The sequence below is a fragment of the Pseudomonas sp. BF-R-01 genome, from assembly GCF_019946615.1.
Lineage (GTDB): Bacteria > Pseudomonadota > Gammaproteobacteria > Pseudomonadales > Pseudomonadaceae > Aquipseudomonas > Aquipseudomonas migulae.
Genome location: NZ_JAGYFX010000152.1, coordinates 1 through 10,774 on the forward strand (window position 1 = coordinate 1; position 10,774 = coordinate 10,774).

At 61.2% G+C, this 10,774-nt stretch carries 10 protein-coding genes; 6 read left to right on the forward strand and 4 right to left on the reverse strand.

The features are described from left to right. Positions 1–417: 417 nt before the first annotated feature. The gene (locus KGB27_RS29570; protein ID WP_223557267.1) at positions 418–1,362 is read right to left on the reverse strand and encodes a GlxA family transcriptional regulator; all 945 of its coding nucleotides are present in this window, start codon (positions 1,360–1,362) and stop codon (positions 418–420) included. Positions 1,363–1,486: 124 nt separating this feature from the next. Here KGB27_RS29570 and KGB27_RS29575 point away from each other — a divergent pair, with 124 nt between their 5' ends. Together KGB27_RS29575 and KGB27_RS29580 are read left to right on the forward strand one after the other, a co-directional pair. Continuing rightward, positions 1,487–2,278, forward strand: a complete 792-nt coding sequence (locus KGB27_RS29575; protein WP_223557268.1) for an SDR family NAD(P)-dependent oxidoreductase — start codon at positions 1,487–1,489, stop codon at positions 2,276–2,278. Between the two features lie 102 nt (positions 2,279–2,380). Further along, entirely contained in the window at positions 2,381–3,310 is a 930-nt protein-coding gene (locus tag KGB27_RS29580; RefSeq protein ID WP_008034623.1) for a pyridoxal-phosphate dependent enzyme, read from the forward strand. 69 nt (positions 3,311–3,379) lie between these two features. Here KGB27_RS29580 and KGB27_RS29585 read toward each other — a convergent pair whose 3' ends face one another. Continuing rightward, positions 3,380–3,697: a DUF2388 domain-containing protein gene (locus KGB27_RS29585; protein ID WP_008034622.1), complete on the reverse strand. Its 318-nt coding sequence runs from the start codon at positions 3,695–3,697 to the stop codon at positions 3,380–3,382. Positions 3,698–3,742: 45 nt separating this feature from the next. Here KGB27_RS29585 and KGB27_RS29590 point away from each other — a divergent pair, with 45 nt between their 5' ends. Beyond that, a complete protein-coding gene (locus KGB27_RS29590) occupies positions 3,743–6,580 on the forward strand; it encodes a C2H2-type zinc finger protein (RefSeq protein WP_223557269.1) in 2,838 nt (945 codons plus the stop codon). Here KGB27_RS29590 and KGB27_RS29595 read toward each other — a convergent pair. After that, positions 6,577–6,861 carry a hypothetical protein gene (locus KGB27_RS29595; protein ID WP_223557270.1) on the reverse strand — a complete coding sequence of 95 codons (285 nt, stop codon included), beginning with the start codon at positions 6,859–6,861 and terminating at the stop codon, positions 6,577–6,579. The two genes, KGB27_RS29590 and KGB27_RS29595, sit on opposite strands and share 4 nt — an antisense overlap. 72 nt (positions 6,862–6,933) lie before the next feature. Between KGB27_RS29595 and KGB27_RS29600 the strand changes: the two genes are divergently transcribed. From KGB27_RS29600 to KGB27_RS29610, 3 genes are all read left to right on the forward strand, one after another. Then, entirely contained in the window at positions 6,934–7,722 is a 789-nt protein-coding gene (locus tag KGB27_RS29600) for an SDR family oxidoreductase (protein ID WP_223557271.1), read from the forward strand. A gap of 24 nt (positions 7,723–7,746) precedes the next feature. After that, positions 7,747–8,856 carry an NAD(P)/FAD-dependent oxidoreductase gene (locus KGB27_RS29605; protein ID WP_223557272.1) on the forward strand — a complete coding sequence of 370 codons (1,110 nt, stop codon included), beginning with the start codon at positions 7,747–7,749 and terminating at the stop codon, positions 8,854–8,856. 71 nt (positions 8,857–8,927) lie between these two features. Continuing rightward, positions 8,928–9,521, forward strand: coding sequence for a DinB family protein (locus tag KGB27_RS29610; protein WP_192496277.1), 594 nt, complete (start codon positions 8,928–8,930; stop codon positions 9,519–9,521). On the opposite strand, the gene KGB27_RS29615 is transcribed toward KGB27_RS29610, so the two are convergent. Next, positions 9,442–10,362 carry a LysR substrate-binding domain-containing protein gene (locus KGB27_RS29615; protein WP_008043533.1) on the reverse strand — a complete coding sequence of 307 codons (921 nt, stop codon included), beginning with the start codon at positions 10,360–10,362 and terminating at the stop codon, positions 9,442–9,444. The genes KGB27_RS29610 and KGB27_RS29615 overlap by 80 nt on opposite strands. Between the last annotated feature and the right edge of the window lie 412 nt (positions 10,363–10,774).

A 10,774-nucleotide genomic window follows, 5' to 3' on the forward strand; every position in this document is an offset into this window, starting at 1 on the left:
GTAGGCGAGGGTGCTGACAATGGCGAAAAACGCCAATCTGGCCGAGATCTTCATAGTCACCCCGCACATTCAACGAATACACCATTCATTGTAGGAGCCGGCTTGCCGGCGATGGCGTTCTCAAAATCACCGTCTGCCTCAAGGGCCAATCGCCAGCAAGCTGGCTCCTACAAATGGTGCATATGACGGAGGACACGGGGATTGCCCCGGACCCTGTAGGAGCCGGCTTGCCGGCGATGGCGTTCTCAAAATCACCACCTGCCTCAAGGGCCAATCGCCAGCAAGCTGACTCCTACAAATGGTGCATATGACGGAGGACACGGGGATTGTCCCGGACCCTGTAGGAGCCGGCTTGCTGGCGATGGCATTTTCAAAATCACCATCTGCCTCAAGGGCCAATCGCCAGCAAGCAGGCTCCTACAGAACCTCGGCTCGGGCGTTGCGGCGAATTACTTGTGGCGGTTGGCCGAAGGCTCTGAGGAAGGCTTCACGCATGCGCCGGCGGTCGCTAAAACCGGTTTCGGTGGCGATCTGATCGAGGGTCAACCGCCCGCGTTCCAGCATCTGTCGAGCGGCTTCCAGGCGCAGGTTTTCGATGGCTTTGGCCGGCGACTGCCCGGTTTCGGCGCGAAACGCCCGGCTGAACTGGCGCGGGCTGAGGCTCGCCACGTCCGCCAGGTGTTCCACCGACAACGCTTCGGCGAGGTGTTCGCGGGCATAACCGAGCACGGTCTGGATGCGGTCGGATTTCGGCTCCAGTTCCAGCAGCGCCGAGTGCTGGGACTGGCCGCCCGCGCGTCGGTGGTACATCACCAGTTTCTGCGCCACGGCGCGGGCGAGTTCGGCACCGTGATCCTTTTCAACCATGGCCAGCGCCAGGTCGATACCGGCGGTCATCCCGGCGGACGTCCAGATCGAACCGTCGACCACGTAGATGCGATCCTCTTCCACTTTGATCGACGGAAACCGCACCTGCAGTTCCCGTGCGTACGCCCAGTGCGTGGTCGCCCGCCGTCCTTCCAGCAAACCCGCCTGGGCCAACACAAAGGCGCCGGAACAGATCGACGCCGTACGCCGTGCGGTCTTGATGCTGCCGCGCAGGTAATTCAATACCCCCTCGGGCGCCTGCTCGAGAATGGCATCGCCGCCGACCACGATCACCGTGTCGAACACCCGCTCACCAAACGCCTCGGTACCAACGCTCAAACCACCGGAGGCGCGCAAAGTGCGGCCGTCTTCCGACACCACACTCACCGTATAAAGCGTCTCGCCAGCGCTGAAGTTGGCGTATTCGAACACTGGCATCGCCGCCAGCGCCATGGACTGGAAGCCTTCAAACACCACAAACGCTACGGAAGTCATTGCCGGCTCCTCAAAAGGATATGTCCTGAAAACGTACTTTAAACGTCATTTGAGACAAGCGTCAGTCAATTTATAACTGTTCACACCCGGCGAACACCTCGCCTCACTGTGAAGGAAACTGAACATGGCTCTCTCGTCCAAAGGCACCGCCCTGATCACGGGCGCCTCATCCGGCATCGGCGCGGTCTACGCCGACCGTCTCGCCCGTCAGGGGTATGACTTGATTCTGGTCGCCCGCAGCCAGGCCAAACTGAACGCCCTGGCCAATCACCTGAGCAACGAAACCGGGCGTGCCGTGGAAGTGGTCGCCGCCGACCTGAAAAACCGGGCTGATCTGCGCCGGGTTGAAGGCATTCTGCGTAACGACGCCAGCATTACATTGCTGGTCAACAACGCCGGGGTCGGCGCCGTGATGCCGCTGCTGGGCAGCCCGGTGGATGACATGGAAGACATGATCACCCTCAACGTCACCGCGCTGATGCGCCTGGCCTACGCGGTTGTGCCAGGCTTCGTCGCCCGTGGCACCGGAACCGTGATCAACATCTCCTCGATCGTCGCGATTGCGCCGGAAATCCTCAACGGCGTGTACGGCGGGACCAAGGCATTTGTGTTGGGCCTGAGCCAATCGCTGCACCACGAATTGGCGGATAAAGGCATCCGTATTCAGGCCGTGCTGCCCGGCGCCACTGCGACTGAGTTCTGGAGCGAGGCCGGCAACCCGGTGGAAAACCTGCCGCAGGAGATCGTGATGTCCGCTGAGGACATGGTCGACGCCGCGCTGGTGGGGCTTGCGAGCGGGGAAGTGGTGACCATTCCGGGCCTGCACGATGGCGAGCAGTGGGATCGTTACGAAGCCCAGCGCAAAACCTTGTCGGGCTTGTTCGGCAACTCCACGGCGGCACCGCGTTATCGTTGAAACAGCAAGCTCGGGCCAGGGTGATCTAAGCTTGGATAAGGACCGTGCAACACCGGCTGGTTGAAGAACTCGATCCGTCGGTGCGCGCCCGAGGAACCCAACATGCTTCACATCAGAACCCCCCTGATCCTGCACCCGGGTTTGTCGACCCCCACTCGGCGGATCTGGCTCAAGCTGGAAAACCTGCAACCCAGCGGCTCGTTCAAACTGCGCGGCATGGGGCTGTTGTGCAGCCAGGCAAAGGCCGAGGGCAAGCGCAAGGTGGTCTGTCCTTCCGGTGGCAACGCCGGTTTCGCCACCGCTGTCGCGGCGGCCAGCCTGGGGTTGCAAGCCTGCATCGTGGTGCCACACACCACCCCGGAAAGCACGCGCGCGAGGATTCGTAAAACCGGTGCCGAAGTGATTGTTCACGGCAAGGTCTGGGACGACGCCAATCAGCGGGCGAAGGAGCTTTCAAAAGGGGCAGACACCGAATACGTGCCGGCCTTCGATCATCCGGTGTTGTGGGAAGGGCACAGCACGATGATCGATGAGATTCTCGAGGACTGCCCTCAAGTCGATACGCTGGTGACGTCGGTGGGGGGCGGTGGTTTGCTGGCAGGTATTCTTACGGGATTGATTCGGCATGGCCGTATGGATTGCCGCATCATCGCCTGCGAAACCATGGGTGCGGCGTCTTTTTCGGCCGCGATCAAGGCCGGGCATCCGGTCAGGCTTTCGCGCATCGACACCGTTGCCACCTCGCTCGGCGCGGCTCAAGTGGCCGCCTGGCCGGTGCAACACATCCTCGATTTTCCTCACCAATGCGTGGTGCTCGGCGATGACGAAGCGATCATGGGCGTGGTGCGGTATGCCAACGATTTGCGCCAGCTGGTTGAACCGGCGTGCGGTGTTTCGTTGGCAATCGGCTATCTGGACCACCCGGCAATTGCCGATGCCCATGACGTAGTGATCGTGGTGTGCGGTGGCGTCAGCATCAACGCACAACTCGTTGCCGGATGGGCGCGTTCATCCGCTGAAAGCGCAAAGTAGCCGGCAAGCGAAGCAGGGCCGTAAACGCCTGGTCAGGTGTCACAAGCCCCACCGCGAATGTTTCAGCCTTCATTGCCCGGCAGCGGCACCGTCCTGGATCAGAATCGCTCTGGCGAGGTCTTCATCGCTGGCGTTCAGTCCGGGATTGTCCTGGCGGATCTGCTGCATGACCGACTCCAGATACACCCCACGAATCGCACCGCCACTGGCCACGAAGCTGGAGGCATCATCCCGGGCGGGGATCATGAGTTTGTCGTCCTTGAACGTCGAGTACAGCGAAGCGGAAACCCCGGCCGAGGTGGCCACATCGCCCGCATCCACATCCGCGAAAACCGAGCCAAAGGGTAAACACAACACAAGGGAAGAAATGATGATCAGACGGCGCATGACGGTGTCCTCTGAAAGCGTAATGGAAGTACCACATAATTTAGGATGCGCGGCGGCCGTCAGGAGTTCCTTGCCGCATACACAATCACTTCAATGCGCAGGTTTGGATCCGCTCGGCTGTTGGCATCGGCATGGATTGACCTGTTATTTCTGTCAGTAGTCGCCGTTCGCGTCGCATGGTATTCAACCTTTATGAATAACCTTGGCGTGGACACCCACACTCCCGATCTCGCGGTCATTGACCCGCGACGTCTGGCGGTGCGCGCGGTGGCTTATTGCCGTTCTGCGGTAGGGCAACCGGCGCAGCCGCAGATCACCCGGCAGGTGTTTGATCCGTTGGGGCGGGAAGTGGCGCGTGTGGATCCGCGATTGGGGACTGCGGGGCGTGGACCGAATCGAAGTTCCCTCCGTGGCTTGTCCGGCAGCGAGTTACTGAACGTCAGCGTCGATTCAGGTTGGACTCTGTCGTTGTTGGGCCCGGCGGGTCAGATCCTGCAACGCTGGGACAGCCGTTGCACAGAGCAACGCGCCTATGACCAACAGTTACGTCCCATCGCGGTGACCGAACAACTTGAGGACGAAACACCACGGGTGGTCGAGCGTTTTCAATACGGTGACCCCAGCGGTAGTCCCAGAAATCAATGCGGGCAGATGATCCGCCACGACGACCCGAGCACCACCCGGCACATGCCCGACTACAACCTGCGCGGCCTGCCGTTGCTGGAAAGCAGCCACTTTCTGGCGTCGCTCGATCCGGTGCACTGGCCGCTGGAAATTGAAGCGCGCAATGCCTTACTCGAACCCACACCCGGCCTCGACAGTCGCTGGACCTACGACGCCTTGGGCGAGGTCACGACGCAAATCGACGCCATGCTCAACCGCCGACGGTTCAGCCGCACCTGCGCCGGGCAATTGTGTGCGGTTTTCTTGCAGCGCCAAGGCGAGGCCGAGGTGACGCTGGTCAGCGAGATCCGCTACAACGCTGGCGGTCTGGTCGAGCAGGAAACGGCCGGCAACGGCGTGGTCACCCGTGCCGAATTCCGTCCGGAAGACGCGCGCCTGCTGCACTTGAGTGCCGGCCTGCCCAATCAACCGCCGCTGCAAAAGCTGCATTACACCTACGACCCGGTCGGCAATCCGGTGCGGATCGATGACCAGGCCAAAACCACCACCTATTTCAAGAACCAGCGTGTCGACCCCGTCAGCACCTACGCCTACGACAGCCTGTACCGGTTGATTTGCGCCACCGGCCGAGAGGTCTACCGCGCCGCCAACGACCCGAACGCGCTGGTCAACTACCGCGAAGAATACGATTACGACGCCGGCGGTAACCCGCTGGAATTGCGGCATCTTGGCGCGCAGCCGTTCACTCGGCGTTGGGCCGTGGATGTGAGTAGCAACCGTCGCGTGAACCAGCACGACGGCGATCCACCGCCGGATTTCACCCGAGAGTTCGACGGCAACGGCAATCAGCTTCACCTGCTGCGCGGGCAAACGCTGCGCTGGGATGCGCGCAACCAGTTAAGTCAGGTGTCCCCGGTCACCCGCGAAGATGGTCCGGACGACCGTGAACTCTATCGCTACGGCGGCGGTGGCAAACGCCTGCGCAAAGTACGCTGCGAACTGACCTCACGCCGCACCTTGATCGCCGAGGTACGCTACCTGCCGGGTGTGGAAATTCACCGCACCGCCGACGGAGCCGAGCGGCATGTGCTGGAGATCGAAGCCGGACGCAACACGGTGCGGCTGCGGCATTGGGTCGGCTCACCGCCCACCGGGGTGGACAACGATTATTTGAGTTACAGCGTCAGCGATCACCTGGGCTCCAGCCAACTGGAGCTGGACGAAAAGGGCGCGGTGATCAGTGACGAAGGCTATCTGCCGTTTGGTGGCCGGGCGTGGTGGGTGGCACATCACGCCGCCAAGGCGTCGTATAAAACCAAGGGTTACTCGGGCAAGGAGCGTGACGCCACCGGGTTGTATTACTACGGTTATCGGTACTACGCGCCTTGGCAACACGGCTGGCTCAACCCGGACCCGGCGGGGGAGGTGGACGGGTTGAATCGGTATGGGTTTGTCGGGAATTCGCCGATGCGCTATTTCGACAGAGATGGGCGAGTAAAAGACGATGACCAATCGTTTGGTCAGACCGCGCAGCTTGAGTTTATTAAGGCCTTGGAAGGCTACCCCGATACCCTTGAAGTCTTTGCTGCGCTGGTTGGCGAGGATATGGCGTCAGATCCGGATGATTTGCCAGCCGACGAAATTCATGAACCTCCCCCATCACCACAGCCCGTCATGCCTATGCCACCTGCATCTACGCCTGTGACGGATTTGGCTCCGGTGTCGCCGATACGCGGTACCAGTCAACCAGCGCCAGTCCTGAGTCAGGCAGAACCCCAGCCCTCGACCTCTGCTGCGGGTGATGGGAGGGAGCAGGCGCACGGCAGGAATATGCGGTTTAGCTGTCCGCGTTGCGCCAAAAGATTTGCGGGTAAAAGTAATTTAGATAACCACCTGCGAACCCACACCGGTGAAAAACCGTACAGCTGCGAGTTATGCAACAAATGCTTTGCGCAAAAGGGTAGTTTGAAGGAGCACATGCGCAGACATACCGGAGTAAAGCCTTATAAGTGCCTAATTTGTGAAACAGGTTTTGCGCAATCGTCTCATTTGAAGGCGCACATGCGCACTCATACCGAAGAAAAGCCTTATAAGTGCTCGACTTGTGACGCAAGTTTTGCCCGGAAAAGTGTTTTTGATATTCACATGCGCACCCATACCGGAGAAAAGCCCTACGTTTGCCCGACTTGCGGCACACGTTTTTCACATCGCAACTGTATGCTTCGCCATCAGCGGAGCATACATAGTGCTGTGATCTAGCCATATCCGAACGAAGGAAGTTTGCTCCAGACTTCCCTCATCACCGCGAAAACCGCCTCCGATACTCCCTCGGCGAACCCCCAAATTGCGCTGAAACGTAAACCGCATCCGCTCCTCATCCCCAACCCGCCCCCCTGGGCAATCTGCTCAATATTGCACTCGGACTCTTCCAGCAACCGCCGGGCCGCTTCCAGCCTCAGCACTTCAACCGTGAGGTTGTCGTGGTTGAGGTTCTGGGCGATCCACTCGTGATAATCCGGAACAATTGAATTGCCGAACAAACCTGATTCCCTGGGGTATCCCGACGGCGCACGGTGGTAACTTAAGGTTTTCGAACCGTCGGGAGCATCGTCATGGAATTGGGCATATCGGGTCGCTGGGCGATTGTCTGCGCCGCCAGCAAAGGCTTGGGGCTGGCCTGTGCGCGAGCCTTGGCGAAGGAGGGCGTGAACCTGGTGATCAACGCCCGTGGCGACGAAACGTTGCAAGCTGCCGCCACAGAATTACGCGGCCTGGCGCCGAGCATCGAAGTGCGTACGGTGGCCGGCGACATCAGTGAGCCGGCCGTCCGCGAGCAAGTATTGGCGGCCTGCCCGCAGGTGGACATCCTGATCAATAACGCCGGAGGCCCGCCGCCGGGTGACTTCCGCGACTGGCAACGCGAAGACTGGTTGAAGGCGCTGGATGCCAACATGCTGACGCCCATCGAGCTGATCAAGACCTGTGTCGATGGCATGGCCGAGCGCGGTTTTGGGCGCGTCGTCAATATCACCTCCGGTGCAGTGAAGGCGCCGATCGATGTGCTGGGCCTGTCCAACGGCGCCCGCAGCGGCTTGACCGGTTTTATCGCCGGGCTCGCGCGGCAGTCGCGGCTGGCCGGGCACAACGTCACGATCAATAATCTGTTGCCCGGCCCGTTCGAGACCGAGCGCCTGCACAAAACCCTGAGCGCCGCCGCCGAGGCCAATGGTGCCAGCGTCGAGAGCATCAGCGCACAGCGGCGCAAAAACGTTCCGGCCCAGCGCTTTGGCCAGCCCGATGAGTTCGGCGCCTATTGCGCATTCATCTGCAGCGCCCACGCTGGTTTCCTGACAGGGCAAAATCTGTTGCTGGACGGCGGCAGTTATCCCGGCACGTTTTGATCGTTTAAAAGGAGCGCAGGGCAGGTGAGTGTCGATATCGAATGCGTGGTGGTCGGGGCCGGTGTGGTCGGGCTGGCGGTGGCCAGAGCGTTGGCCCGCAGCGGGCGCGAAGTGATTCTGGTCGAAGCCGGCGAGGGCATTGGCGTGGGCATCAGTTCGCGCAATTCGGAAGTGATCCACGCCGGCATCTATTACCCGAGCGGCAGCCTCAAGGCGCAATTATGCGTGGAGGGCAAACAACGCCTTTACGTCTTTTGTGATGAGCGTAGCGTCGGTTATCAGCGACTGGGCAAGCTCATCGTCGCTACTGATGATGACCAGCGCGGGGCGTTGCAGAAGTTGTTGGAGCAGGGCGCCCGCAATGGTGTCGATGACTTGCAATGGCTGGACGCCAACCAGGCCCGTGACCTTGAACCGGCGCTGTCCTGCGTCGCCGCGCTCTGGTCGCCCTCTACCGGGATTGTCGATTCCCATGCCCTGATGCTGGCGCTTCAGGCGGACGCCGAGGCCGCCGGGGCGTCGATGGCGTTTCATACGCCATTGATGTCGGCCCGATGCAGCGAACACGGTTTCGAATTGCAGATGGGTGGCGTCCAGCCGATGACCCTGAGCTGCCGCGAGTTGATCAATTGCGCCGGGTTGTCCGCCCCGCAGGTGGCGAGCCGCATTGAGGGCCTGTCGTCGCAGCACGTGCCAACGGCTCGTTTGTGCAAGGGCAGCTATTTCAGTTTCAGCGGCCGCGCGCCGTTCCGGCACCTGGTTTACCCGGCACCGGAGAGCGCGGGGCTGGGGGTGCACATGACCCTCGATCTGGGTGGTCAGGCGCGTTTCGGACCGGATGTCGAGTGGATTGATCACGTCGATTACCGCGTCGATCCGCGCCGTGCCGATGGTTTCTACGAGGCCATCCGGCGTTACTGGCCCGCCTTGCCCGATGACAGCCTGCAACCGGCCTACAGCGGCATCCGCCCGAAAATCACCGGCCCGACAGAACCCGCCGCCGACTTCATCATCAGCGACCCCGCCACGCATGGCGTGCCCGGACTGGTCAATCTGTTCGGCATCGAATCGCCGGGGCTGACCAGTTGCCTGGCGCTGGCCGAGCGGGTAACGCAGGCACTGGGCGACCGATGATCAGCGTTTGAGCTGCCACGCCTCACGAGGACTATGCTTTGCAGTGCGCCCATCACAATGGGAGACCTCTGATGATTAACGTACGCACAGCCCGCATGCTGGCCGATTACAAACGCTGGGCCGATCAACGTCTCTTTGACAGCCTGGCCGATTTGCCACCGGGCGAGGTCAACAAAGAACGGGTCTCGGTGTTCAAGAACATGATTGGCACGCTGAACCACATCTACGTCGTGGACTGCATCTGGCAGGCCCACCTCGAAGGCCGGGGGCACGGCTTCAAGACTTCGCACGATCTGCTGCATCCCGATCTCGCCGATCTGCGCATGGCACAAAAAGACATCGATCACTGGTACTGCGACTGGAGCGAACGCCAGACCGACGCCTCGCTGGATAAACCCCTGGAGTTCACGTTCGTCTCGGGCGAAAGCGGGACCATGAGCGCCGGTGCGATGCTGCTGCACGTGGTCAATCACGCCAGTTATCACCGTGGCTGGGTGATCCAGATGTACTTCGACATTCCGGCCATGCCGCCGATGACGGACCTGCCGATCTTCCTGCGCGAGACCGATCCGGATTTCAATTCGCTCACCCCCCCGGCAGTGGCGCCGACATGTGTTGGGCAATTCGCGCGCGCAACCAACGTTCTGCCGGATCGTTATCGTTGACCCCGTTCCAGACCATCGACAGTTCGGACAGGTTGATGTCAAACGGTGGGTCATCGGCGCGTAACTGGCTGCTGCCTTCGATCAGCGCACACGCGGCGTAATCCGGCACCGTGGCGAGCATGTCGGTGCCGGCCAGCAAGGCGCGCAGCCCGGCAAACTGCGGCACTGCCAACACCACGCGGCGTGAACGGCCGATGCGGGCGAGGTCATTGTCGATGGCCCCGGTCAGGTCCCCGGAAAACGACACCAGCGCGTGAGGGCGCTCGCAGTAATCATCCAGCGTCAGGACACCGGGCCGACTGTCGCCGCGCAGGATCTTCACGCTCAGGTCGCGCAGTTTCTTGCGCTTGGCGTTGGCCGGCAATTCGGTGGTGTAGCTGATCCCGACGGAAATCTCACCGCTGGCGAGCATCGACGACATCAGCAGGAAATTCACCCGCCGTACGACCACCACGACGTTCTGCGCCTCTTCGCGGATCTGCTTGAGCAGCGGCGGAAACAGGCCGAACTCGGCGTCGTCAGACAGGCCGATGCGGAACACGTCGCGGCTGGTGGCCGGGTCGAAATCCTTGGCCCGGCTGACCGCGCCGGAAATGGTGTCCATCGCCGGCTGCAACTCCTTGAGAATCTGTAGAGCGCGCTGGGTCGGCTCCAGCACACGACCGTTGCGCACCAGCAGTGGGTCATCGAACAGATCACGCAACTTGGCCAGCGAAGCGCTGACGGCAGGCTGGCCGAGGAACAGCTTTTCCCCGGCCCGGGTCAGGTTCTTTTCGAACATCAGGGTTTCGAAAATCACCAGCAGGTTCATGTCCACGCGGCGCAGGTCGTTGCGGTTCATGGCGGGGCTACTCGCAGGGGGCGGGGTCTTTCCAGTAAAGCACCAAACCTTTGCCTGCGAAGGCGTCCATGAGATCGCCATCGCCGGAACGCCGCCCGCAGCAAGCCGGCTCCTACAGGTTTGGTGTGAACCTCCCATACCTGAACATCCCGCGATTCTGTAGGAGCCAGGCTTGCCGGCGAAGGCGTTCATGAAATCGCCATCGTCGGAACGCCGCCCGCAGCAAGCCGGCTCCTACAGGTTTGGTGTGAACCTCTCATACCTGTACATCCCGCGATTCTGTAGGAGCCAGGCTTGCCGGCGAAGGCGTTCGTGAAATCGCCATCGCCGGCAAGCCGGCTCCTACAGCTTTGGTGTGAACCCCCATACCTGAACATCCCGCGATTCTGTAGGAGCCAGGCTTGCCGGCGAA

Coding starts and splice junctions, on each gene's coding strand:
- KGB27_RS29585 (WP_008034622.1), bottom strand. CDS start 3,697: ATGCGCCGTCTGATCATCATTTCTTCCCTTGTGTTGTGTTTACCCTTT.
- KGB27_RS29610 (WP_192496277.1), top strand. CDS start 8,928: ATGATTAACGTACGCACAGCCCGCATGCTGGCCGATTACAAACGCTGG.
- KGB27_RS29590 (WP_223557269.1), top strand. CDS start 3,743: ATGCGCGGCGGCCGTCAGGAGTTCCTTGCCGCATACACAATCACTTCA.
- KGB27_RS29600 (WP_223557271.1), top strand. CDS start 6,934: ATGGAATTGGGCATATCGGGTCGCTGGGCGATTGTCTGCGCCGCCAGC.
- KGB27_RS29580 (WP_008034623.1), top strand. CDS start 2,381: ATGCTTCACATCAGAACCCCCCTGATCCTGCACCCGGGTTTGTCGACC.
- KGB27_RS29575 (WP_223557268.1), top strand. CDS start 1,487: ATGGCTCTCTCGTCCAAAGGCACCGCCCTGATCACGGGCGCCTCATCC.
- KGB27_RS29615 (WP_008043533.1), bottom strand. CDS start 10,362: ATGAACCGCAACGACCTGCGCCGCGTGGACATGAACCTGCTGGTGATT.
- KGB27_RS29570 (WP_223557267.1), bottom strand. CDS start 1,362: ATGACTTCCGTAGCGTTTGTGGTGTTTGAAGGCTTCCAGTCCATGGCG.